Consider the following 20,694-nt stretch of genomic DNA (forward strand, 5'->3'; position numbering starts at 1 on the left):
GGGCCTTCCAGCGAGGAGTGCAAGATCATGATCAGTCTGTTCGGATGCCCCCAGCGTTTGCTGCAACTGTCTCATCTGTTCCTCTGGACCGGCCTGTTCCAGCTCGTGCTGGGCATTGCCGGCGCTTATTACCTGGATGCCTCCCTTGGGCTGCTGATGCTCATCGGCGCACACGGGATGGTCATCCTCGGGCCGACCCTGATCAAGCTCGGCTATGTCATGCGGCTGACCGCGCAATACCAGATGCGCAAGGAAGAGCGAGGGCTGGCCTATGCAGTTGCTTGATGCTTCTCGCGAGTTGGCTATCCGGCCGCTCTGGCGCCTCGGTTTCCGTCCCTTCTTTCTCTTCGGCACGGCTTTCGCCCTGGTGGCCGTGCTGATCTGGCTGCTGGCGCTACATGACCAGACCAGCGCATGGCAGCCAACCGGAGGCTGGCTCGCCTGGCACCGGCACGAAATGGTGTTCGGCTTCGGTGGCGCCATCATTGCGGGCTTTTTGCTGACCGCCGTTCAGAACTGGACCGGCAATCCTGGTTTGCGTGGGCCCGCTCTGGCTGCCCTGGCGATGCTGTGGCTGGCCGCTCGCCTGGCATGGCTATCGGGAGCGCCGGCAGCACTGGTTATTGCCCTTGAGCTGACTTTCCTGCCTGCCGTTGCCTTTGTGATGGGGCGCAGCCTCTGGCGTGTGCGCCAGCGCGGCAACTATCCGGTGGTAGCGGTGCTGACCTTGCTCGCCACGGCCGATGCACTGGTGCTCTGGGGGCTGGCGAACGGCAGCGATGCACTGCAGCGCCAAGGTGTGCTGGCGGCGCTCTGGCTCATCGCTGCGCTGATGGGGTTGATCGGCGGGCGAGTAATTCCCTTTTTCACCCAGCGCGGTCTGGGGCGAGCCCAGCAGGTGAAGGCCTGGCCTTGGCTGGACTGGAGCATGCTGCTGGGCGGCGTTCTATTGGCGGCAAGCTTTGCCTCCGGCCTGGGGCTGCGGCCTGAGCCATGGCTGGCCATCCCTTGCATGCTCTTGGGCTTGGGAAACCTGCTGCGTCTCGCGCGCTGGTACGACGCGGGAATCTGGCGGGTCGTGCTGCTCTGGCCGCTGCACCTGGCCTTCGCCTGGTTGGCTGCGGCGCCATTGGGATTGGTCGCCTGGCACCTCGGCATCCTGGCCAACCCGAGCCTGGCCCAGCACGGATTGGGTTTCGGTGCGATGGGAGGATTGATCCTGGCGATGATCGCCCGTGTAAGCCTTGGGCACAGTGGCCGGCCCTTGGAACCGTCGCGAGCAATGGGGGTGGCTTTCGCGTTGCTCAACCTGGGCGCTCTCGCTCGCGTGGTCCTGGTGCCACTGGCCGGGGCTGACGCCCTCTGGTTGGCCGCGCTCTGCTGGATAGCAGCCTTTGCTTTGTTCCTGAGGTACTACGCGGTACTGCTGTGTACGCGAAGGCTGGACGGCAGGCCGGGTTGACCCGGTTCCGGGGCCACGTACGGGGCCGGGCAGGCGTTCAGCATGTCGCGCAGGTGGTGGGCGATGTAGTCCTGGAATCGCGCGTCGTTCCAGTATTCCAGGTGGCTCAAGGGTGTGTGGCGTCGGAACCACGACCCCACCGCCAGTGGCCGGTCCTCATGCACTACGGCGGCGTAACCCTGCACCGGACGCAGCGGGTAGCCGAGCAGGTCTGCCGGCGCATAGACGTTCAGCCAGCGTGCGGCCCGTGTCAGGCGTTCATCGAGGCAGTGGCCTGGAAAACGGATTGGCTGCACCGGGTCGTAGGCGAAGGTGAAGAGCGGGATATTGCAGCCGAAGGTGACCAGGCAGGCCAGGGTCTCCATTGCGAGGAAGGGATCGCGCGGGCAGCTCGGGGTGGCGTTGAGCTTCTGCTGGTCCCAGATGTAGTTGGAGATGATGTGCCCGCCCAGAGAATGGGCCAGGACTACCAGTGGGGTGTTCGGCCCTACCTTGGCGCGCAGGGCGTTAAGGCCGTTGCGTACGCTCTGATGAACCTGCTCGTAAGTGTTGTCGTACGCCTGGCTGACTTTTCGGTAGCCGCTGGCATCACCGAGGAAGAGGGTGACCATGCGACGCATCCAGCGCCAGCGCACCGGTTCCTGTTCGAGTTTCTCCAGGTAGGCGAGCTCGCGTTTGTCCAGCACGTTCGCCCAGTAGAGCGACTGGAACGCAACATCCTCGGCCTCTACGCCCAGTCGCTTGCGCAGCCCCGCGATCAGTCCCTGGGCGAACGCGTGTTGCCCTTCGACGTTGCGTGCGTCCTGCTGGTTGCCGATGCCATGAATGATGGCTACAGCGAGTTTCATCCCTGTACTCCTTTCGCTCCATGCGTCTCAGGTCATAGGTTCTGCAATCGCTCCGCGAGTTTCCCGCTGTCCACCAGTTCGAGGAATTCGTCGCCCAGTCTCTGACTTTCGGCCATGGCCTTGCGCCAATAGCGTTCGCGCCCGGCATCGTCGCCGAGATAGCGCTTGAAATCCTTGCGGTCGGGCAGTTTGCCATGAGGTAGCGTGGCCAGATACTCGCGTGACGGAGAAATCAACAGCACGTCCTGAAGCCGCTCGGCATTGCCCTTGCGCCAGGGCAGGCCCTTGTCGAACCAGCCGGGTACCACCTTGTCGGTGAAGTGCGGATAGAGCACCACGCCGCCCGGGTTGTAGGGCAGGTCCAGGTGATAGTCGAGAAGGCCGCCATCGCGGTAGGTGCCTGGTCCGGCGCCTGGGATATCGCGCACGCCTTCCATCACCATGGGGATCGAGCCGGAGGCGAGCAGGGCATGGCGCAGGTTGCTCGCGTCCAGCGTGTGATAGCGCGAGGGGAAATCGGACAGCGTCGTCAGCGGTGGTGCCTGGCGCGTGTCGTGGAGGATGACCCGCTCGAAGTGACGAGCCAGATGCGGGCGGCCCAGCAGGTTGCTGCCGATTACCGATGACAGCCCCAACCCCAGTGCACTGCGCCGGTCATGGGCAAGCAGGCCGTGACTCTTCACCACCACCACGTTCAGGCGGTAATGGGGGTTGGCGAGTACCTGGGCATCCTGGTCCTGGAGCAGGTCGTCCAGCATCAGGCCGCAGAGGCGACTGACTTCCGCCATGCTCACGCCCTTGGGGAAGCGTTGGCTGGTGTAGAGCTCGCCCAGCCGGCGAATACCGTCGACTGAATTCGGCAGGCAGGCACTGGCGAAACGCCAGGAACCGATGGAGGCACCGATCAGTGCGCGTTCGCGCGGGTAGCGTGGTAGCCAGTCACCAAACAGCGCCAGGTCCAGGCCCTGGATTCCCAGTGCCTTGGGGCCGCCAGCCGCACCCGGCAGGATGCCGACATCGGCAGGCTTGAGGCCCTGCCCACGAATGTGCGCCTGGGCGCGGCGTCCAGCGCGCAGGGTGAGGGCAGGGAACTTGATCTGGATGGCGCTCATACAGGGCTCCTGAAAGCAAGGCAGCGATTATAGTGGCCACCCCGTCAAGGCCAAGCTTCTTCAGGGTATGAATGATCCTTCCCAAGTCTTAATGGGAATTCAGCTTCAATTAAGTCGTCCCCGGTATCTTGAGCCCATCGAAAGCACTCATTCCCCCGAGGAGATTACCCATGAAGAAGCTTGCTGCCCTGTTCACCCTTGCTACTCTCGCCGCCACTGCCGGTATTGCCCAGGCGCGTGACCTTGGCCCGGACGAGGCCCTCAAGCTGCGTGACGCCGGGACCATCCAGTCGTTCGAGAAGCTCAATGCCGCAGCGCTGGCCAAGCACGCTGGCGGCACCATCAACGAAACCGAGCTGGAAGAGGAGTACGGCCGCTACATCTACCAGGTTGAGCTGCGCGACGCCCAGGGCGTGCAATGGGACCTGGAGCTTGATGCCACCAATGGCCAGATCCTCAAGGATCATCAGGACGACTGATGCGCTGGATCCTTCGCTACAGTGGGATCATCGCCCTGATCCTGGCCGTCTTCGCACTTGAGGCGATGGCCAGGGATCTGGATCAGGACGAAGCCCTCAGGCTCCGTGAAGAGGGTGTCATCCTGCCACTCGAACAGCTGTTGCGCAGCGCCCTGGGGCTTTACCCCGGGGCGCGCCTGCTGGAGGCCGAGCTGGAAGAGGAAGACGACGTCTACATTTACGAGGTTGAACTGGTCACCACCGATGGCACGGTGCGTGAACTGGAAGTGGACGCCCGTGACGGGCGCATTCTGAAGGACGAGGAAGACGACTGATGCGGTTGTTGCTGGTAGAGGATCATGTACCCCTGGCCGATGAGCTGACCACCAGCCTCGGTCGTCAAGGCTATGCCGTGGATTGGCTGGCCGACGGCCGCGATGCCTTGCACCAGGGGGCCAGCGAGCCCTACGACCTGATCATCCTGGACCTCGGCCTCCCTGGTAAACCTGGGCTCGAGGTCTTGCAGGAATGGCGCGCCGGCGGCCTGTCGACACCCGTGCTGATCCTCACTGCACGTGGCTCCTGGGCGGAGCGCATCGATGGTCTCAAGGCCGGCGCCGATGACTACCTGACCAAGCCCTTCCATCCCGAGGAACTGGCCCTGCGCATCCAGGCGCTGCTGCGTCGCGCGCACGGAATGGCGAACCAGCCGCAGCTGGAAGCGGCAGGCCTGCAGCTGGATGAAGGGCGCCAATGCGTCACTCGTAATGGAGAAGAGGTGCAACTCACCGCCGCTGAGTTCCGCCTGCTGCGCTACTTCATGCTGCACCCCGGCCAACTGCTCTCCAAGAGCCACCTGGCCGAGCATCTTTATGACGGCGAGACCGAGCGGGATTCCAATGTGATCGAGGTGCACGTCAATCACCTGCGACGCAAGCTCGGCCGAGATGTCATCGAGACGCGACGAGGGCAGGGCTATCGATTCACCGGTGAGGGCCGATGAGGTCGATCCAGCGTCGGCTCAGCCTTGGGCTGGTCGGCGTGCTGCTACTGGTGGGGCTGGTTCTGGCGCAGACCAGCCTCTGGTTGTTCGACCTGGGGTTGCGACGCTATCTGGCCGAGGGGCTGCGCAGTGAGGCCGAACTCCTGCTGGGCTCTCTGGTACGTGGCCAGACCGGCATCCAGCTTGATGAAAAACGACTCAATCCTGCCCATCAGCAGCCTTATTCCGGCCGCTATTTCATCATCCAGCTGGATGACGAACCTTGGCGCTCGCGCTCGCTCTGGGATGCCGAACTCCCTATGCCAGCGAACAAGGGGTTGGCCGAAGGCTTGTTGCCAGGGCCCGATGATCAGGAGCTGCTGGCCTGGCGCGGTGATTATCGCCGCTTCGGTCGCCAGGTACGGATAGTCGTCGCCCAGGACTACACCCCCGTGCTGGAAAGCTTTCGTCGCGTGCGCTGGATGGGCCTCGCCCTTGGCGCGGCCGGACTGCTGCTGATCCTCACCTTGCAGCGCATTACCGTGCGCCGGGCCTTGCGTCCGCTGGAGGAGGTTCGCCAGCAGATCGCCCAGCTGCAACAGGGGCAACGCAGCGAGCTGGACAGCCAGGTGCCCGATGAGCTGGAACTCTTGGTAACGCAGATCAACCGGCTGCTCAGTCACACCGAAGACACCCTCAAGCGTTCCCGCAACGCCCTGGGTAACCTTGGGCACGCGTTGAAAACGCCGCTGGCGGTGCTCGTCAGCCTGGCCAACCGGGAAGAGCTGCGTGACCAGCCGGAGCTGCGCGCGATCCTGCGCGAACAGCTGGAGCAGATCGAGCAGCGCCTGGGCCGTGAACTGGGACGTGCGCGTCTGGCGGGGGAGGCGTTGCCTGGGGCGCATTTCGATTGCGCCGAAGAGCTACCAGGCCTGTTTTCCACCCTGGCGATGATCCATGAACGTGGGTTGGACCTGGACTGGGACGTCCCCGAAGGCCTGCGCCTGCCCTGGGACAGGGAAGACCTGCTGGAGCTGCTCGGTAACCTGCTGGATAACGCCTGCAAATGGGCGGAAACCCAGGTCAACCTGACGATTCGTGGCGGAGCGGATGGCTACAGCCTGATGGTGGACGATGACGGCCCGGGCATTGCCGAAGACAAGCGCGAAGAAGTCATCGGCCGTGGCGCGCGCCTGGACGAGCAGGTGGCGGGTCACGGCCTGGGGCTTGGCATCGTGCGAGACATAGTCGAGTCCTGGAATGGTCGCCTGAGCCTGCAGGAAAGTCCGCTGGGTGGATTGCGGGTAAGGATCGAACTCCCTGCGGCAATGACACCGTAGGGGCGCTTCTCCTGTGGGGACGATTTCAGTCGCCAGTTGGACCGAAGGTTCGCCCTTCAACCTCGATGGGGCAGCTGTGCTGCCCTTGGCGAATGAGTTCGCCCCTACATTGATTTGCAGCGCCTCGCATCAGCGCAGCCAACGAGCAATCCGTTGCAGCACTTGCAGACGGCGGCTTTGCCAGTCCCCTTCGATCACTTCATATCGCTGGCCGGTGCCATCCAGCCAGCTCCTGCAATCCTCGAAGAACGTCATTCGATCCGCTAATTCAGGCTGGCAGCGCTGGCCGTCGTCCACCCATTCAACGCGCTGCGGACTCAACAACAGGTGCAGGTCGTAGCTGCGCGACAGTAGCTCGCGCTCCAGCCACTCTGGGCAGTCTTTGAATAGCTTGCGGCTCCAGAGGATGTTGCTGAGCAGGTGGGTATCGAGAATCAGCAGGGGCGGCGCCTTGGCGCGGGCATTGTCTTCCCATTCGAGCTGGCCGCGGGCAATGGCTGGGATGTCGGCATAACAGGTGTCACGCTGTTCGCGCTCGATAAAGTGGCGTACGTACTCCCCCACGAGCAGGCCGCCGAATTCAGCCTGGATCGTCGCCGCCAGCCAGCTCTTGCCGCTGGATTCAGGCCCCGTCAGTACCAGCACTTTCATGCTGCGGCTGGCGCCAGCTCGCGCCTCCAGGTGCGCCAGCCCTGCACGGCCAGCAGGGTGAAAAGCCCATAGAGCGCGGCGGTTAGATAAAGCCCCTTGCTGAGGAAGAGCAGGACGAAAAGCACGTCCAGCACGATCCAGAGCAGCCAGCATTCGACACGCTTGTGTGCCATCCAGAACTGGGCCACCAGGCTGAAGGCGGTGAGCGCGGCATCCCACCAGGGCGCTGCGGCGTCGGTCCAGGTTGCCATGACAAATCCCAACACAAGACTACCGACGGCTCCGGAAAAAACACCCAAGGCTAGCGGTTGCGTGCCCAGGCGGCTGACCTGACGACCGTTGTGCAGCGTGCCGCCGTCGGTCCATTGCCACCAGCCGTAGAGCTGAAGAACGGCGTAGACCAGTTGCAGGAGCATGTCTGAGTAGAGCTTCACTTCGAAGAAGATCCAGCTGTACATCAGAACCATGACCAGGCCGATGGGCCAGCACCACGGGTTCTGCCTGACGGTGAGCCAGACCGCCAGCACGCCCAGGCTGGCGGCGATGAGTTCGAGAGGGGACACCCGGTCGATTCCATGGAAGAAAGCCGTCGATTGTAACGGCTCGCTCCAGTTTCGGTTGGGACAGCTACACGCGGAACTGTCCCAGCAGTTGGTTGAGCTGCTCGGCCAGTTGTCCGAGGCGCTGGCTGGCGCCTGTGGTCTGTTCGGCCGCACTGGCGCTGTCGTGGGCCAGGCCGGCAGCCTGGGTGACGTTCTGGTTGATGTCCTCCACCACGTGGGATTGCTGCAACGTAGCGCTGGCAATCGAGGCGTTGAGACCTGTCAGGGTGCGCAGCACCTGGGCGATCTGCGCCAGGCTCTCGCCGGCCTGGCTGGCCTGGTCCACCGTGGCGCGGGAGGCGCGGTTGCTTTCGTCGATCACCTGAACTGCTGCCGCGGAGTTCTGCTGCAGGCGTTCGATCATGACCTGGATTTCTGCGGTCGACTTCTGGGTTCGCTGGGCCAGCAGGCGAACTTCATCGGCCACCACGGCAAATCCACGGCCCTGCTCGCCGGCCCGGGCGGCTTCGATGGCGGCATTCAGTGCCAGCAGGTTGGTCTGTTCGGCAATTGAACGGATCACTTCCAGCACACTGCCGATCTGGGCGCTTTCCTGAGCCAGCGTCTGGATGACGTCCACCGCCTTGGTGATGGTGGTGGAGAGTTGGTCGATCTGTCGCAGGCTGCTGTCGATGTTGTCATGGCCCTGGCGCGCCTGCTCTTCGGCGTGAAGCACTTCACTGGCCGCATGCTCGGCGTTCTTCGCCACGTCCTGCACGCCGTAGGTGACTTCGTTGATGGCGGTGGCCACTTGCTCCATTTGCAGCGATTGCTGCTCGCTCTGGCGCAGCCCGTTGCTGGCAATGCCGTCGAGGCTGCTCGCGGCCTGGTCGAGGGCGTTTGCGGCGTCCAGGGACTGGCGGATCACGCCTCGCAGTTTTCCTGTAAAGGCATTGAAGTGACCGCCCAGGGCCGTGATCTCGTCGCGGCCTTGGGTATCCAGGCTGCTGGTGAGGTCGCCCTCGCCGCTGGCAATGTTGGCCATCGCGGAAACCACTTCGTCCAGCGGACGGGTGATGCTGCGCGCGATGACGATGACCAGCAGCGCCATCACGATGGCAATGGCCAATCCCACCAATGAGGCGCGCATGGCCTGATCACGGAACTCCACCTGCATGTCGTCGATGTAGATGCCCGAGCCGATTACCCAGCCCCAGGGGGCGAACAACTGGACGTAGGAAACCTTCGGCACCGGGTCGCTCGCACCCGGTTTGGGCCAGCGGTACTCGACGAAGCCTGCGCCCTGAGCCTTGGCAACGCGCGCCATTTCATTGAACAGCGCCTTGCCGTCCGGGTCCTTGTAGCCGGAGAGATCCTGGCCCTCCAGTTTGGCGTTGGTTGGGTGCATGATCATGCGCGGCGTCAGATCGTTGATCCAGAAGTAGTCGCCCTTGTCGTAACGCAGGACGCGGACTGCCTGCATCGCTTGCTTCTGCGCTTCTTCGCGGGGCAGGGTGCCTGCGGCTTCCTGGGACTGGTAGTACTGCAGCACGCCCACTGCGGTCTCGACCACATGGCGGGTCTTCTGCTCCTTACCCTGGTAGAGGTCGTCGTAGATCTGCTGCAGCATCAGCACGCCAAGGGTGACCAGCATGAATACCGCGACGATGAGGATCAGCCAGAGACGGCGGCTGATCGGCAGGTTGCGCAAGCTGTGCATGGGGCGGGAACTCCTGGTTTCTTGTTATTGGTTACGTGCCTGAAGCAGAGCAGTCCGCGTGGCTGATTTCAATCAGCCTTTAGCCGCGATTTCCAATGGGCTCTCTGTTAGCATTTCGGCGCTTCGGGGCAAAGCTGAAGGCTCGTTCGTCCCCGGAACCCGCACGTCGGTGCCCGGTCTCATCGCCGAACCGCACATTTGCGCCACCAGCCAACTGCATGCACGTAACGAAAAGGCCGCCAGAAGAGCGCGCCTCGGGGGAGATTTTCGATGGATTTGTGGACGGCCTTGCAGGCCATCATTCTGGGGATTGTCGAGGGCCTGACGGAGTTCCTGCCGATCTCCAGTACCGGCCACCAGATCGTGGTCGCGGACCTGCTGGGATTCACCGGTGAACGGGCGATCGCCTTCAACATCATCATCCAGCTCGCAGCCATTCTCGCAGTTGTCTGGGAATATCGACGCAAGATCTTCGACGTCGTCGTCGGCCTGCCCACACAGCGCAACGCCCAGCGCTTCACCCTCAACCTGCTGGTGGCCTTCTTCCCGGCAGTGATCCTGGGGGTGGCGTTCTCCGACATCATTCACCACTACCTGTTCAACCCCATCACCGTTGCGTCGGCCCTGGTGGTCGGTGGCGTGGTCATTCTCTGGGCGGAGCAGCGTCAGCATCGCGTAGAGGCCGAATCCGTAGATGAAATGACCTGGAAGCATGCACTCAAGGTTGGTTGCGCACAGTGCCTGGCGCTGGTTCCGGGCACCTCCCGCTCGGGTGCGACCATCATTGGCGGGCTGCTCTTCGGTCTGTCGCGCAAGGCGGCCACCGAGTTTTCCTTCTTCCTCGCCATGCCCACCATGGTCGGCGCGGCAGTCTACTCGGGCTACAAGTATCGCGACCTGTTCCAGCCGAGCGACCTGCCGGTGTTCGCCCTGGGCTCCGTGGTGTCGTTCATCTTCGCCATGATCGCCGTGCGCAGTCTGCTGAAGTTCATTGGTAGCCACAGTTACGCGGCGTTCGCCTGGTATCGCATCGGCTTCGGCCTGTTGATCCTGGCGACCTGGCAGTTGGGGCTGATCGACTGGTCCACTGCACAGCCCTGATTGGTTTGATGTGCCGGGAAGGCGCGCCACATGGTGCGCCTTCTGCGTTTCAGGGGGTGGGGAATTCGAGGATGAAGCGTGTCCAGCCATTGGCGGATTCGCAGCGGATTTCGCCGCCATGGGCGCGCACGATGGAGCGGGTGATGGCCAGGCCCAGGCCGGCATGCTCACGACCTTCGCGGCGCGCGGGGTCGGCACGGAAGAAACGGTCGAACAGGCGCGGCAGCAATTCCGGGCGGATATCCTCGCCGTTGTTGGCCACCGTCAGGTTCAGGCCGTTGGTGTGTCTGACCAGCTCTACTTCGATGCGGCCACCTTGCGGGGTGAAGCGCAGCGCGTTGTCCAGCAGGTTGGATAGCGCACGGCGCAGCATTTCCCGGTCGGCGTTCAACTGGCCGTCGCCATGGCGGACCATGGTCACCTCCGCCTCCTCGGCAAGGGGGCTGAAGTAATCCAGCAGCACGTCCAATTCGTCGCCCAGCTCCAGTGTCTTTCTGTTGGTGGCCAGCAAGCCGTGCTCGGCCTTCGCCAGGAACAGCATGTCGCTGACCATTTGCGCCAGGCGCTGGAGTTCTTCCAGGTTGGAATGCAGGGTCTCGCGATATTCATCTGAAGAGCGATCCTGGCTGAGGATTACCTGCGTCTGGGTCAGCAGGTTGGACAACGGTGTGCGCAGTTCATGGGCGATATCGGCGGAGAAGGCCGAGAGCCGCTGAAAGGTGTCGTCCAGGCGCGCCAGCATGGCGTTGAAGGCGCGCACCAGTTCCACCAGCTCCGGGGGAACCTGATCGTCCGCCAGCCGAGCGGTCAGGGAATTGGCAGACACCCCAGCGGCTACTTCGGCCATACGGTGCAAGGGGCGTAGGCCTCTACGTGCAGCCCAGGCGCCAAGCAGCGCCGTGGCAAGGGCGGAGAGCCCCACTGTAAGCCAGATCAGCCGCTGCATGCGTTCGAGGAAATGCTGGTGATGAGTGATGTCCAGCGCTAGCGAAAGGCGCGGCGAATCCGGGTCCTGGGGCCGCAATGGCGCGCTGTACACCCGGTAGTCGATGCCATCCTGCTGCCAGTCATGCAGCCCATCACGACCTGGTGCGCGCAGGCCGTCCGCGCTGTTGAACCAGTAGTTGCCGTCGCGGCCCTCCAGACGCAAGGCAAGGTCCGGATGCAGACGCAGCTCTGTCTGCAGAGCCTCCAGTCGGGGCGCCAGAGCAGCAAGGCTGTCGACGTCATTGACCAGGGCACGAAACGCGGTCATGCGGATTTCCAGCAATTGCTGGTCGAGTTCGACGAAGTGCGCTTCGCTGGCGCGGCTGAAGAGGACGCCGGCAATCAGCGAGACGGCCGCCGTGCACGCGGCGAAGAGCAGGCCCAGGCGGGCGGTGAGTGAGAGTCTGCGCATCAGCCTTCGCGCGCCTCCAGCACGTAACCCATGCCGCGCACGGTATGGATCAGCTTGGTGGGGAAGTCGTCATCGAGCTTTGCCCGCAGTCGGCGGACGGCGACCTCGATTACGTTGGTTTCGCTGTCGAAATGCATGTCCCAGACTTCGGCGGCGATCAGTGTCTTGGGCAGGACTTCGCCCTGGCGGCGCAGCAGAAATTCCAGCAGGGCGAACTCCTTGGTCGTCAGGTCGATGCGTCGGCCGCCGCGTTCGACCCTGCGGCTTAGCAGGTCCAGGTGCAGGTCGGCGAACTCCAGGCTGGATTCCTGCGGGGCGCTGGCGCCGCGGCGGAGCAGGGTGCGCACACGGGCGAGGAGTTCGGCGAAGGCGAAGGGTTTGATCAGGTAGTCGTCGGCACCGAGTTCCAGGCCGTGGACGCGCTCGTCCACCGCGTCCCGTGCGGTCAGGAACAGCACCGGCACCTGCAGCCCGGCCTGGCGTAGGCTGCGCAGTACCTGCCAGCCGTCGAGGCCGGGAAGCATCACGTCGAGGATGATCAGGTCATAGCCGCCCGCGAGTGCCAGGTCGCGGCCCTCCAGTCCGTTGGTGACGAGGTCGGCAGCCAGGCCGGCCTCGCTCATGCCCTGGCGCAGGAACTGGCCGGTCTTGGGTTCATCTTCGATTATCAGTAGTTTCATGAGGAGCTCGTTGCTTGGGCTGGCGCGTTATATCGCGCCTTTGGAATGCGCGGGGCAAGCTGACAAAGTTGTAATGCAGGAGCACCGTTGGTGCCGTGGATTTTTCAGCAACCGCGCGGCTGTATACAATTGCGCGATTTCCGCACTTCAGGTCTTCCCGTCAATGCATCACCCCGCCGAACACTCGCCGCTGGGCAAGTCCAGCGAGTACGTCAGCACCTACAGCCCGGAGCTGCTGTTTCCCATCTCCCGCGTGACCAAGTGGAACGAACTGGGCCTGACTGTCGCGACCTTGCCGTACCAGGGCGTGGATTTCTGGAACTGCTACGAGCTGTCATGGCTGACCCCGTCCGGCAAACCGGTCGTGGCGATCAGCGAGTTCGCCATTCCTGCTGATTCGCCCAATATCATCGAATCCAAGTCGTTCAAGCTGTACCTCAATTCGCTGAACCAGTCCGTCTTTGCCAATGCCTCCGAGCTTGAGCAGGTGCTGGCGCGGGACCTGAGCGCGGCAGCGGGTGCTCCGGTCGCCGTACGGGTGCGCAGCCTGGCCGAGGTCGAAGCCGAAGGTGTCGCGGCTTCGCCCGGCGTCTGCATCGACGAGCTGGATATCGCCATCGACCGTTACGAACACCCGCAGCCCGAACTGCTTCGTGCCGAAGGCGGCCGGCAGGTGGACGAGGCGATTCACAGTCATCTGCTGAAGTCCAATTGTCCGGTCACCGGCCAGCCGGACTGGGGCACGGTGGTGGTGGAATATCGTGGGTCCAGGCGCCTGGATCACGCGAGCTTCCTCGCCTACCTGGTGAGCTTCCGCCAGCATGCTGACTTCCATGAGCAGTGCGTTGAGCGCATCTTCCTTGACCTCAAGCGGCTGTTGGAGCCGGAAGTGCTGACCGTCCATGCGCGTTATGTGCGTCGCGGCGGACTGGATATCAATCCCTACCGCAGCACCCATCCGGTGCAGACTGACAATCGTCGTCTGGTTCGGCAGTGACAAAAACCCCGACTCGAAGTCGGGGTTTTGTTTTGTGGTGAGGCTAGATACCCATGTTCGCGAGGCTTTGCATGATGTTGCGCAAGGTCCCGGCAAGGGTAGGGTGACGGGTCTCGAAGCGCTCGACGGCCAGGTTGACCCCGTCCACCAGATTGGCGTCCGGCGCCATGGCGGCATCGTGCGCCAGACGCAGTTCGATTTCCTGCATCAACTCGATCAGCGATGCGCGCTCCTCCGCATCCAGCGGCGGTTCCTCGGCCAACTGGTCGCGCAGTTGTTGCAGTTGCTGCTGCAGGCGTTCAGGCATGTCTTTCTCCCTTTGCGAATGTCTCAGGAGTGGACCTTCTGAGGAATTCAAAGGTCCCTCATGCCTTAGAGATTAATCCAGGCAAGACGGACCTGCCTGATTCGGATCAAGCCTGAAACAAATGTTTGGGGGTCAGGGTTTTTCGCCCTTCTCGCGCCGGTAGGCGAGGTCTGCCAGGCAGGGCGCCAGCTCGCCAAGGTGGTCGATCACTGAATGGGCGCCCAGGCGATACAACTCCAGGGTGGCAGTGGCACGCAGGCGGTCGCGCTCTGTGCCATCCAGGGCTCGCCAGTCCGCCGGTGCCAGCCCGCATAGGGGGCCGCTGGCGGCGAGGCCAATGGTCCAGATTCCGGCGTTCAATCCCGATTCCAGCAGGCGCGGATTGGCGCTCACCAGCACACAGCCGTCGAGGTGCGGTACACCAAGGCCAGACAGCGCTTGCCAGCAGTTGTCTGGCGCTGGCCAGGGGCGTGTTCCATTGGATTCGCTGCCCTTCATCCAGGCGGGGAGGGGCGCAGCCAGACGCCAACACACCTGCGCGGGCAACTCGTCGAGCCAGGCACAGGGCACTCCGTAGCCATCGACGAGCGCCGCCAGCTCGTCCAGGCCAGGGACGGCTTCAGCGTGCTCGCTGGCGGCGTCCAGCAGCTGTTGCAGGAAGGCCTGGTGCAGCGCTTCGCTGGCAGGAGCTCCCAGCGCATGGTCGAGGGCGGCACGTGGAGGTAGGGCGGCGGCTTCGGCCAGACGCGGGGCCGGACAGTCTGGCAGCAGTCGGCCCAGGGCAAGGGGCAGGGTGCGGGCACCGAAGTCCACGAGACAGCCAGAGAGGCCGAAGAGGAAGGCGGTGAAGGCGGGCGATTGGCTTTGAGGCATCTGCGTCATCCTGACGAGGTCTGGCGCAGGCTAGCGGCTCGGGATGACAGCAACGTTACTGCCGCTTGCCGGCCCCCATGGCCAGGCGCAGGTCATCTGGCACCGGTACCGATCTGTCGGTTGCGTGATCGATCCAGACCAACTTGCAGTGCCCTTCGCCATAGAGCGTCGCCGGGGCTTCCAGAGTGCTCAGGCGGTGTTCCAGCACCAGGCTGCTTTTGCCCACGGCCCCAGCGTAGAGCTCTATGACAACAGTGGCGGGATGCACCACCGGCTTGAGGTAGGTATGCAGGGTCTGCAGAACGACGGGGCCTTGGGACACATTGTTCATGGCGATGCCCAGACTTTCGAACCAGGCGACCCGGGCTTCTTCCAGGTACTGGATGTAAAGGGTGTTGTTGACGTGTCCGTAGCTGTCCATGTCACCCCAGCGGACGGGAATGTGAGCAACATGAAGCAAGGTTTTTTCCGGCATGCTGGCTGTTCGCTATGCTGTCCAAATGGGGCGATGGCCTTATACTGCGCGCCTTTCTCATGGGTGGCGGCGGCGGGCCGCCACACTACTTTTCTCAAGGAGAGTCTGCAATGCAATTGATCGGCGCTCGGTGGCTCGATCGTCTGGGCCGTGCTCTAGCCTGTGTCACCCTGGCAGTGCTGCCCATCGCTGCGAATGCCGCGGAAGAGGACCCTTGGGAGGGTTTCAATCGCGTGATGTTCCGCTTCAATGACACCCTTGATACCTACGCCCTGAAACCCGTTGCCAAGGGCTATCAGACCGTGACCCCGCAGTTCCTTGAAGATGGGATCCACAACGTCTTCAACAACGTCGGTGACGTCGGCAATCTGGCCAACGACCTGTTCCAGGCCAAGTTCCACAATGCTGGTGTCGACACCAGCCGCCTGGTGTTCAACACCACCTTCGGCCTGTTGGGCTTCTTCGACGTGGCCACTACGATGGGCCTGCAGCGCAACGATGAAGACTTCGGCCAGACGCTCGGCTACTGGGGCGTGAGCAGCGGGCCGTACCTGGTCATCCCGTTCCTCGGCCCAAGCACCGTGCGCGATGCCGGCGGCAAGGTGCCGGATTCGTTCCTCGAACCCTATCCCTACATCGACCATGTGCCGACCCGCAACGTCACCCGTGCCGTGGACGTGGTGGATACCCGCGCCAGCCTGTTGTCAGCCGAGAAGCTGATTACCGGCGACAAGTACATCTTCATTCGCAATGCCTACCTGCAGAACCGCGAGTTCAAGGTCAAGGACGGCGAGGTCGAAGACGATTTCTGAGCCCCAGCCGGAATCAGCGGCATGAAAAAGGCGACCCCGAGGTCGCCTTTTTCGTTTCCAGCTATTGCACCTAGCGGAGAGCCAGAATGGCCAGGCCGAAGAAGCGACTGCCATCCGTGCCTTCGCCGATGCGAACCACTTCGGCATCGGCTTCCAGCCCCTTGAGCGAACTGTGCTCGGAAGGAATGAGCACCCGAACGCAATCTCCCACGCTGAGTTTGGCGCTCGCTTCGAGCTGCATGCCGCTGCTGGAAAGGTCCAGGCAAAGGGCAGGGTACTGCTGGCCGGCGTGCTCCAGGACGGCTTTGGTCTGCACCTGCATCCTTATAAAATCGCGCTTCTCGCTGTAGTTGCGGTCGTCCAGGCTCACGCGCTGATCCTCTTGTCGTCATGGAGTGGGGCCGAACCCCTTATAACTTCCAGCGATTTTGGGTGTAAAGGCAGAGTCCAACTCGCGGCGCAAGCTTGAATCGCCCTGCGGATGGGAGTACCGTCTGCGCCGTAAAGCGAACCCCCGTACTCGTGCTCGGGCCTTAGGTCGGGTGCTACAACAACCCATCCCTGGCGCCGTTTGCCTGGATACTCCATGCACAATCCCAGTGCCAAGCTGCTGATTATTGATGACGACGAGGTAGTGCGCGCGAGCCTCGCGGCCTATCTGGAAGACAGTGGATTCAGCGTTCGGCAGGCCAGTAACGGCCTGCAAGGGCTGCAGGTTTTCGAGCAGGAGCGCCCGGATCTGGTGATCTGCGACCTGCGCATGCCTCAGGTCGATGGCCTGGAGCTGATCCGTCGCATTTCCGAACTGGAAGCAGAAACCCCGGTTATCGTGGTCTCCGGTGCCGGCGTCATGAGCGACGCGGTCGAAGCCCTGCGTCTGGGGGCTGCGGATTACCTGATCAAGCCCCTGGAAGACCTGGCCGTTCTCGAGCACTCGGTGCGCCGCGCTCTCGATCGTGCGGCCCTGCGTCTGGAGAACCGCCGCTACCGCGAGAAGCTGGAGTCGGCCAACCGCGAATTGCAAGCCAGCTTGCACTTGCTGCAGGAAGACCAGAACGCCGGGCGCCAGGTGCAGATGAACATGCTGCCGGTGACGCCCTGGGAAGTGGACGGCCTGCGTTTTGCCCACCAGATCATTCCGTCGCTGTACCTTTCCGGGGACTTCGTCGACTACTTTCGAGTAGATGAGCGTCGGGTTGCCTTCTATCTGGCGGACGTTTCCGGCCATGGCGCTTCCTCGGCGTTCGTAACCGTACTGCTCAAGTTCATGACGACGCGCCTGCTCTACGAGTCCCGGCGCAATGGCATGCTGCCCGAATTTAAGCCTTCCGAGGTGTTGGGGCACATCAACCGTGGCCTGATCAACACCAAGCTGGGCAAGCACGTGACCATGCTGGGTGGCGTGATCGACGAAGAGAATGGCCAACTGACCTATAGCATTGGCGGGCACCTGCCGCTGCCGGTGCTCTACAGCGAGGGCAAGGCCACTTACCTGGCGGGCAAAGGTTTGCCGGTGGGGCTGTTTGAAGAGGCGAGCTATGATGACCGTGTCATCGACCTGCCGTCGTCTTTCAGCTTGACCTTGCTCTCCGATGGGATCCTGGACCTTTTGCCTGGGGATACCCTCAAAGATAAAGAAGCCGCGCTACCAGATATGGTCTGTGAGGCAGGTGGCAGTCTGGATGGCTTGCGACAAGTATTTGGGCTGGCCAGCCTGGGCGAGATGCCGGATGATATCGCCTTGCTGGTGTTGAGCAGGAACCTTGCATGAGTACCGGTAAAATCCAGTTTGCCGAGCAGGAAGGGACATTCGTCCTGAAGTTCGTCGGAGAAATACGACTGACCCTGTGTTCGGCCCTGGATGCGACCATTGAAAAGATCTTCTCGGCGCTGAATTTCTCGGCGATCGTGATCGACCTGACCGAAACCCAGAGTATCGACAGCACTACGCTTGGCCTGTTGGCCAAACTGTCGATTCTTTCGCGGCAGAAGGTTGGACTGTTGCCCACGGTAGTGACCACCCATCCCGACATCACACGGCTGCTGCAGTCGATGGGATTCGATCAGGTGTTCAATATCGTTGGGACGCCAGTGCCTTGCCCTGAGTGTCTTGAGGATCTGCCTCCGCAGGATCAAACCGAGGATGTGGTCCGCACCAAGGTGCTGGAGGCCCACCGCATTCTCATGGGGCTCAACGAATCCAATCGTGAAGCCTTCCACGACCTGGTCAGTGCCCTCGAACGCAGCTGATCCGTCGCGTATTCTTCCTTAAATGAGAACGCGCGCAGCCCACAAAGGCTGCGCGCGTTCTCGTTTCAGCGACGCGAGGCGAGGAGGGCTTCCAGTTTCTCCTGGTCGCGCGCGAACAGGCGGATGCCTTCGGCCAGCTTCTCGGTGCCCATGGCATCTTCGTTCAGCTGCCAACGGAAAGCTGTTTCGTCCAACACAACGCGGGCTTCTGCTACGTTGCCTGGCGCCAGGTTGCGTCCGAGCGCGCCCTGGTCGTCTGCCAGCTTCTGCAGCAGCTCGGGGCTGATGGTCAGGCGGTCGCACCCGGCGAGGGCTTCGATCTGCCCGAGGTTGCGGAAGCTCGCCCCCATTACCACGGTCCCGTAGCCATTGGCCTTGTAGTAGCGGTAGATGCGCGAGACGGACTGCACGCCCGGGTCTTCGTCACCAACGTAGTCGCGGCCCTCGGCTTTCTTGTACCAGTCGTAGATACGGCCGACGAAGGGGGAAATCAGGAACACCCCAGCATCGGCACAAGCCGCCGCCTGGGCGAAGGTGAACAGCAGGGTCAGGTTGGTCTGGATACCCATACGTTCCAGTTGTTCGGCGGCGCGAATGCCTTCCCAGGTGGAAGCGATCTTGATCAGCACGCGTTCGCGGCCAATGCCGGCTTCTTCGTACAGACCGATGAGACGCTCGGCTCGGCGCAGGGTGGCATCGGTGTCAAAGGAGAGGCGGGCATCCACCTCAGTGGAGATGCGGCCTGGAATTACCTTGAGTATTTCCTGGCCGACAGCTACGCCAAAGCAGTCGCAAGCCAGGCCCAGGTCAGCGCCGGCTACGGCAACCGCCTTGTCGAGTAGCTCGGCATAGCGTGGCATTGCGGCGGCTTTCAGCAGCAGGGAAGGGTTTGTGGTTGCGTCGACGGGCTTCAGGCGGGCGATTGCATCCAGGTCGCCGGTGTCGGCAACGACGGTGGTGTACTGCTTGAGTTGGTCCAGCTTGGAGGTCATGGCGAAACCTTGTCGTGGCGGATGGACTGACCTTACCCGAGCCGCAGGGGCTGCTCAACGGGGGCGTAAGGGCTTTTTTACAGGCCATTGGCCTGCCCATATCAAGAGACTCGGGAAAGGGGGGCTCAGGTTCCCGAGAGAAAAAGATTTCGCATTTTCATTGCGGTTTTTCCGCACTCGTCCGTCTACATCTGTGAGACCCCGAAAATTTCGAGAAACAGGCAGCAGGGAGATTCGGCCAGAGGCTCTGCAGTACGCAGGTCCTTGATCAATAAGGAGATATTAATGCGAGTACACGCCTTGCTCCGGGCCAAGCCTATCGTCCCGCAGCACATCAGCCTGAAGGTCGAAAGGAGCCCACCGAGCCTTGAACAACGTCAATTGCGGCAGATGCTGCAGCAGGAGGGGCTGAAGACCAGCATGCCGCGCCTCAAGGTGCTGGAGATCCTCTGCCAGGTCTTCCTGGAAGGCGATGACATCCCCAGTCGCTTTCTCCACGAACGCCTGGTTGACGCGGGCGAACCGCTGTCCCTGGTCAGCGTGCGCCTGGTGCTGGGAAGGATCGTGGACAGTGGCCTGGTGGCTGCCCGAGGCGGCAGCCGATATTGCCTGGCGCCGGCCTGGGAAGCCTCGATCTTGGCTCAGCGGCCGCGCAGCAGCCCGGCGGCCTGATCCAGTAGTGCCAGCGGGTCGGCGGTCTTGTGCACGTCGACTGACAACAACTGGCGGAAGCGCCGGGCTCCAGGGAACCCCTGGCCCAGACCGAGAACATGGCGGGTGATGTGGTGCATCACGCCGCCGTCCTGGATGTGGCGCTCGATATAAGGACGCATGGCCTCGAGGGCTTCGACTCGACTGATTTGCGGACCTGCGGCGCCGAACAGCGCGGCATCCACCTCGGCCAGCAGATAGGGGTTGTGGTAGGCCTCGCGGCCCAGCATCACGCCATCAAAGGTCTCAAGGTGGCCACGGCACTCATCCAGCGTCTTGATACCGCCGTTGAGGATGATTTCCAAATCCGGGAAATCTCGTTTCAGCTGTGCTGCCACGTCATAGCGCAGAGGTGGAATCTCCCGGTTTTCCTTGGGCGAGAGGCCTTCCAGGATGGCGATACGGGCATGCACGGTGAAACTACGGCAACCGGCGTCGCGCACCTTGCCGACGAAGTCGCAAAGCTCTTCGTAGCTGTCGCGGCCGTTGATGCCGATCCGGTGCTTTACCGTCACCGGGATCTCCACCGCATCCAGCATCGCCTTCACACAATCGGCCACCAGGGCAGGATGGCCCATCAGGCAGGCGCCGATCATGTTGTTCTGCACGCGGTCGCTGGGGCAGCCGACGTTCAGGTTCACTTCGTCATAGCCCGCGTCCTGGGCCATCTTCCCGCAGGCAGCCAACTCCGCTGGCACACTGCCACCCAGCTGCAGCGCCAGCGGGTGCTCCGTTTCGTCGTGACGCAGGAAGCGCTCATGGTCGCCATTAAGCAGGGCGCCAGTGGTCACCATCTCGGTGTAGAGCAGGGCATGCCGGGAGAGCTGGCGCAGGAAGAAACGACAGTGCCTATCTGTCCAGTCCATCATCGGCGCAACGGAGAAGCGGCGGGACAGGGCAGGGCGCGTGGATGCTAGCGCAGAGGCCGGTTTAGAAAGGCTGGTCATATGTCTCGTTTCCAGCCGTGAAGGCCCATTTCCGG

25 protein-coding genes are annotated in these 20,694 nt (G+C 62.7%); 12 read left to right on the plus strand and 13 right to left on the minus strand.

Features of this window, described 5'->3' with window-relative positions; translation table 11 throughout:
• The first annotated feature begins 27 nt into the window (after positions 1-27).
• The gene (locus D6Z43_RS03365) at positions 28-285 is read left to right on the plus strand and encodes a transmembrane sensor/regulator PpyR (RefSeq protein ID WP_120650426.1); all 258 of its coding nucleotides are present in this window, start codon (positions 28-30) and stop codon (positions 283-285) included.
• Positions 272-1,462 (plus strand): NnrS family protein, encoded by a 1,191-nt coding sequence (locus D6Z43_RS03370; RefSeq protein ID WP_120650428.1) that lies wholly within the window; start codon positions 272-274, stop codon positions 1,460-1,462. Before D6Z43_RS03365 ends, D6Z43_RS03370 begins: the two co-directional genes overlap by 14 nt.
• Here D6Z43_RS03370 and D6Z43_RS03375 read toward each other — a convergent pair.
• Positions 1,414-2,310: a hypothetical protein gene (locus D6Z43_RS03375; RefSeq protein ID WP_120650430.1), complete on the minus strand. Its 897-nt coding sequence runs from the start codon at positions 2,308-2,310 to the stop codon at positions 1,414-1,416. The genes D6Z43_RS03370 and D6Z43_RS03375 overlap by 49 nt on opposite strands.
• 32 nt (positions 2,311-2,342) lie before the next feature.
• The gene (locus D6Z43_RS03380; protein ID WP_120650432.1) at positions 2,343-3,422 is read right to left on the minus strand and encodes a patatin-like phospholipase family protein; all 1,080 of its coding nucleotides are present in this window, start codon (positions 3,420-3,422) and stop codon (positions 2,343-2,345) included.
• 170 nt (positions 3,423-3,592) lie between these two features.
• On the opposite strand from D6Z43_RS03380, the gene D6Z43_RS03385 reads away from it, so the two are divergent.
• Genes D6Z43_RS03385 through D6Z43_RS03400 form a run of 4 tightly spaced genes read left to right on the plus strand, consistent with a single transcriptional unit; the run spans position 3,593 to position 6,202 of the window.
• The gene (locus D6Z43_RS03385; RefSeq protein ID WP_077526139.1) at positions 3,593-3,901 is read left to right on the plus strand and encodes a PepSY domain-containing protein; all 309 of its coding nucleotides are present in this window, start codon (positions 3,593-3,595) and stop codon (positions 3,899-3,901) included.
• Complete coding sequence (locus D6Z43_RS03390; RefSeq protein WP_120650434.1) at positions 3,901-4,215, plus strand: PepSY domain-containing protein; 315 nt, start codon at positions 3,901-3,903, stop codon at positions 4,213-4,215. The genes D6Z43_RS03385 and D6Z43_RS03390 overlap by 1 nt, the downstream gene beginning before the upstream one ends.
• A complete protein-coding gene (locus D6Z43_RS03395) occupies positions 4,215-4,883 on the plus strand; it encodes a response regulator transcription factor (RefSeq protein WP_120650436.1) in 669 nt (222 codons plus the stop codon). The genes D6Z43_RS03390 and D6Z43_RS03395 overlap by 1 nt, the downstream gene beginning before the upstream one ends.
• Complete coding sequence (locus D6Z43_RS03400; RefSeq protein WP_120650438.1) at positions 4,880-6,202, plus strand: sensor histidine kinase; 1,323 nt, start codon at positions 4,880-4,882, stop codon at positions 6,200-6,202. The genes D6Z43_RS03395 and D6Z43_RS03400 overlap by 4 nt, the downstream gene beginning before the upstream one ends.
• A 129-nt stretch (positions 6,203-6,331) precedes the next feature.
• On the opposite strand, the gene D6Z43_RS03405 is transcribed toward D6Z43_RS03400, so the two are convergent.
• The 3 genes from D6Z43_RS03405 to D6Z43_RS03415 all read right to left on the minus strand — a co-directional run bounded on the left by D6Z43_RS03405 (position 6,332) and on the right by D6Z43_RS03415 (position 9,115).
• Positions 6,332-6,853: an AAA family ATPase gene (locus D6Z43_RS03405; RefSeq protein WP_120650440.1), complete on the minus strand. Its 522-nt coding sequence runs from the start codon at positions 6,851-6,853 to the stop codon at positions 6,332-6,334.
• Positions 6,850-7,416 carry a nicotinamide riboside transporter PnuC gene (pnuC, locus tag D6Z43_RS03410; RefSeq protein ID WP_120650441.1) on the minus strand — a complete coding sequence of 189 codons (567 nt, stop codon included), beginning with the start codon at positions 7,414-7,416 and terminating at the stop codon, positions 6,850-6,852. Before pnuC ends, D6Z43_RS03405 begins: the two co-directional genes overlap by 4 nt.
• Before the next feature lie 64 nt (positions 7,417-7,480).
• Complete coding sequence (locus D6Z43_RS03415; RefSeq protein WP_120650443.1) at positions 7,481-9,115, minus strand: methyl-accepting chemotaxis protein; 1,635 nt, start codon at positions 9,113-9,115, stop codon at positions 7,481-7,483.
• 270 nt (positions 9,116-9,385) lie between these two features.
• On the opposite strand from D6Z43_RS03415, the gene D6Z43_RS03420 reads away from it, so the two are divergent.
• Entirely contained in the window at positions 9,386-10,216 is an 831-nt protein-coding gene (locus D6Z43_RS03420; RefSeq protein ID WP_120650445.1) for an undecaprenyl-diphosphate phosphatase, read from the plus strand.
• Between the two features lie 49 nt (positions 10,217-10,265).
• On the opposite strand, the gene D6Z43_RS03425 is transcribed toward D6Z43_RS03420, so the two are convergent.
• Both D6Z43_RS03425 and D6Z43_RS03430 read right to left on the minus strand, forming a co-directional pair.
• On the minus strand, positions 10,266-11,615 hold the full coding sequence (locus tag D6Z43_RS03425) for a heavy metal sensor histidine kinase (protein WP_120650447.1): 1,350 nt from the start codon (positions 11,613-11,615) through the stop codon (positions 10,266-10,268).
• Positions 11,615-12,295: a heavy metal response regulator transcription factor gene (locus D6Z43_RS03430; RefSeq protein ID WP_120650449.1), complete on the minus strand. Its 681-nt coding sequence runs from the start codon at positions 12,293-12,295 to the stop codon at positions 11,615-11,617. Before D6Z43_RS03430 ends, D6Z43_RS03425 begins: the two co-directional genes overlap by 1 nt.
• A gap of 163 nt (positions 12,296-12,458) precedes the next feature.
• Here D6Z43_RS03430 and queF point away from each other — a divergent pair, with 163 nt between their 5' ends.
• A complete protein-coding gene (gene queF / locus D6Z43_RS03435) occupies positions 12,459-13,292 on the plus strand; it encodes an NADPH-dependent 7-cyano-7-deazaguanine reductase QueF (RefSeq protein WP_120650451.1) in 834 nt (277 codons plus the stop codon).
• A 43-nt stretch (positions 13,293-13,335) separates the two neighbouring features.
• On the opposite strand, the gene D6Z43_RS03440 is transcribed toward queF, so the two are convergent.
• From D6Z43_RS03440 to D6Z43_RS03450, 3 genes are all read right to left on the minus strand, one after another.
• Positions 13,336-13,599 carry a DUF4404 family protein gene (locus tag D6Z43_RS03440; protein WP_120650454.1) on the minus strand — a complete coding sequence of 88 codons (264 nt, stop codon included), beginning with the start codon at positions 13,597-13,599 and terminating at the stop codon, positions 13,336-13,338.
• A gap of 132 nt (positions 13,600-13,731) precedes the next feature.
• Positions 13,732-14,472 (minus strand): HAD family phosphatase, encoded by a 741-nt coding sequence (locus D6Z43_RS03445; protein WP_120650456.1) that lies wholly within the window; start codon positions 14,470-14,472, stop codon positions 13,732-13,734.
• A 55-nt stretch (positions 14,473-14,527) separates the two neighbouring features.
• Positions 14,528-14,932 carry an acyl-CoA thioesterase gene (locus D6Z43_RS03450; RefSeq protein WP_371924321.1) on the minus strand — a complete coding sequence of 135 codons (405 nt, stop codon included), beginning with the start codon at positions 14,930-14,932 and terminating at the stop codon, positions 14,528-14,530.
• Between the two features lie 125 nt (positions 14,933-15,057).
• Between D6Z43_RS03450 and D6Z43_RS03455 the strand changes: the two genes are divergently transcribed.
• Positions 15,058-15,759: a VacJ family lipoprotein gene (locus tag D6Z43_RS03455; RefSeq protein ID WP_120650460.1), complete on the plus strand. Its 702-nt coding sequence runs from the start codon at positions 15,058-15,060 to the stop codon at positions 15,757-15,759.
• Positions 15,760-15,829: 70 nt separating this feature from the next.
• Here D6Z43_RS03455 and D6Z43_RS03460 read toward each other — a convergent pair whose 3' ends face one another.
• Positions 15,830-16,129: a PilZ domain-containing protein gene (locus tag D6Z43_RS03460; protein WP_120650461.1), complete on the minus strand. Its 300-nt coding sequence runs from the start codon at positions 16,127-16,129 to the stop codon at positions 15,830-15,832.
• A 216-nt stretch (positions 16,130-16,345) separates the two neighbouring features.
• Here D6Z43_RS03460 and rssB point away from each other — a divergent pair, with 216 nt between their 5' ends.
• Positions 16,346-17,530, plus strand: a complete 1,185-nt coding sequence (rssB, locus tag D6Z43_RS03465) for a two-component system response regulator RssB (RefSeq protein ID WP_120650463.1) — start codon at positions 16,346-16,348, stop codon at positions 17,528-17,530.
• On the plus strand, positions 17,527-18,009 hold the full coding sequence (gene rssC / locus D6Z43_RS03470; RefSeq protein WP_077526154.1) for an anti-sigma factor antagonist RssC: 483 nt from the start codon (positions 17,527-17,529) through the stop codon (positions 18,007-18,009). The genes rssB and rssC overlap by 4 nt, the downstream gene beginning before the upstream one ends.
• 65 nt (positions 18,010-18,074) lie before the next feature.
• Here the strand turns inward: rssC and tal are convergent, their stop codons facing one another.
• Positions 18,075-19,001 (minus strand): transaldolase, encoded by a 927-nt coding sequence (tal, locus tag D6Z43_RS03475; RefSeq protein ID WP_120650465.1) that lies wholly within the window; start codon positions 18,999-19,001, stop codon positions 18,075-18,077.
• A 285-nt stretch (positions 19,002-19,286) separates the two neighbouring features.
• Here tal and D6Z43_RS03480 point away from each other — a divergent pair, with 285 nt between their 5' ends.
• Positions 19,287-19,673 carry a hypothetical protein gene (locus D6Z43_RS03480; RefSeq protein ID WP_120650467.1) on the plus strand — a complete coding sequence of 129 codons (387 nt, stop codon included), beginning with the start codon at positions 19,287-19,289 and terminating at the stop codon, positions 19,671-19,673.
• On the opposite strand, the gene dusA is transcribed toward D6Z43_RS03480, so the two are convergent.
• Complete coding sequence (gene dusA, locus D6Z43_RS03485) at positions 19,643-20,659, minus strand: tRNA dihydrouridine(20/20a) synthase DusA (protein ID WP_120650469.1); 1,017 nt, start codon at positions 20,657-20,659, stop codon at positions 19,643-19,645. The genes D6Z43_RS03480 and dusA overlap by 31 nt on opposite strands.
• Between the last annotated feature and the right edge of the window lie 35 nt (positions 20,660-20,694).

Origin of the sequence: Pseudomonas sp. DY-1 (genome assembly GCF_003626975.1) — a bacterium.
Classification (GTDB): Bacteria; Pseudomonadota; Gammaproteobacteria; order Pseudomonadales; family Pseudomonadaceae; genus Metapseudomonas.

What these genes read in the sequence shown, in the direction of transcription:
- D6Z43_RS03365 (WP_120650426.1), top strand. Translation starts at nt 28, where the DNA reads ATGATCAGTCTGTTCGGATGCCCCCAGCGTTTGCTGCAACTGTCTCAT.
- D6Z43_RS03370 (WP_120650428.1), top strand. Translation starts at nt 272, where the DNA reads ATGCAGTTGCTTGATGCTTCTCGCGAGTTGGCTATCCGGCCGCTCTGG.
- D6Z43_RS03375 (WP_120650430.1), bottom strand. Translation starts at nt 2,310, where the DNA reads ATGAAACTCGCTGTAGCCATCATTCATGGCATCGGCAACCAGCAGGAC.
- D6Z43_RS03380 (WP_120650432.1), bottom strand. Translation starts at nt 3,422, where the DNA reads ATGAGCGCCATCCAGATCAAGTTCCCTGCCCTCACCCTGCGCGCTGGA.
- D6Z43_RS03385 (WP_077526139.1), top strand. Translation starts at nt 3,593, where the DNA reads ATGAAGAAGCTTGCTGCCCTGTTCACCCTTGCTACTCTCGCCGCCACT.
- D6Z43_RS03390 (WP_120650434.1), top strand. Translation starts at nt 3,901, where the DNA reads ATGCGCTGGATCCTTCGCTACAGTGGGATCATCGCCCTGATCCTGGCC.
- D6Z43_RS03395 (WP_120650436.1), top strand. Translation starts at nt 4,215, where the DNA reads ATGCGGTTGTTGCTGGTAGAGGATCATGTACCCCTGGCCGATGAGCTG.
- D6Z43_RS03400 (WP_120650438.1), top strand. Translation starts at nt 4,880, where the DNA reads ATGAGGTCGATCCAGCGTCGGCTCAGCCTTGGGCTGGTCGGCGTGCTG.
- D6Z43_RS03405 (WP_120650440.1), bottom strand. Translation starts at nt 6,853, where the DNA reads ATGAAAGTGCTGGTACTGACGGGGCCTGAATCCAGCGGCAAGAGCTGG.
- D6Z43_RS03415 (WP_120650443.1), bottom strand. Translation starts at nt 9,115, where the DNA reads ATGCACAGCTTGCGCAACCTGCCGATCAGCCGCCGTCTCTGGCTGATC.
- D6Z43_RS03420 (WP_120650445.1), top strand. Translation starts at nt 9,386, where the DNA reads ATGGATTTGTGGACGGCCTTGCAGGCCATCATTCTGGGGATTGTCGAG.
- D6Z43_RS03425 (WP_120650447.1), bottom strand. Translation starts at nt 11,615, where the DNA reads ATGCGCAGACTCTCACTCACCGCCCGCCTGGGCCTGCTCTTCGCCGCG.
- D6Z43_RS03430 (WP_120650449.1), bottom strand. Translation starts at nt 12,295, where the DNA reads ATGAAACTACTGATAATCGAAGATGAACCCAAGACCGGCCAGTTCCTG.
- queF (WP_120650451.1), top strand. Translation starts at nt 12,459, where the DNA reads ATGCATCACCCCGCCGAACACTCGCCGCTGGGCAAGTCCAGCGAGTAC.
- D6Z43_RS03440 (WP_120650454.1), bottom strand. Translation starts at nt 13,599, where the DNA reads ATGCCTGAACGCCTGCAGCAGCAACTGCAACAACTGCGCGACCAGTTG.
- D6Z43_RS03445 (WP_120650456.1), bottom strand. Translation starts at nt 14,472, where the DNA reads ATGCCTCAAAGCCAATCGCCCGCCTTCACCGCCTTCCTCTTCGGCCTC.
- D6Z43_RS03455 (WP_120650460.1), top strand. Translation starts at nt 15,058, where the DNA reads ATGCAATTGATCGGCGCTCGGTGGCTCGATCGTCTGGGCCGTGCTCTA.
- rssB (WP_120650463.1), top strand. Translation starts at nt 16,346, where the DNA reads ATGCACAATCCCAGTGCCAAGCTGCTGATTATTGATGACGACGAGGTA.
- rssC (WP_077526154.1), top strand. Translation starts at nt 17,527, where the DNA reads ATGAGTACCGGTAAAATCCAGTTTGCCGAGCAGGAAGGGACATTCGTC.
- tal (WP_120650465.1), bottom strand. Translation starts at nt 19,001, where the DNA reads ATGACCTCCAAGCTGGACCAACTCAAGCAGTACACCACCGTCGTTGCC.
- D6Z43_RS03480 (WP_120650467.1), top strand. Translation starts at nt 19,287, where the DNA reads ATGCGAGTACACGCCTTGCTCCGGGCCAAGCCTATCGTCCCGCAGCAC.
- dusA (WP_120650469.1), bottom strand. Translation starts at nt 20,659, where the DNA reads ATGACCAGCCTTTCTAAACCGGCCTCTGCGCTAGCATCCACGCGCCCT.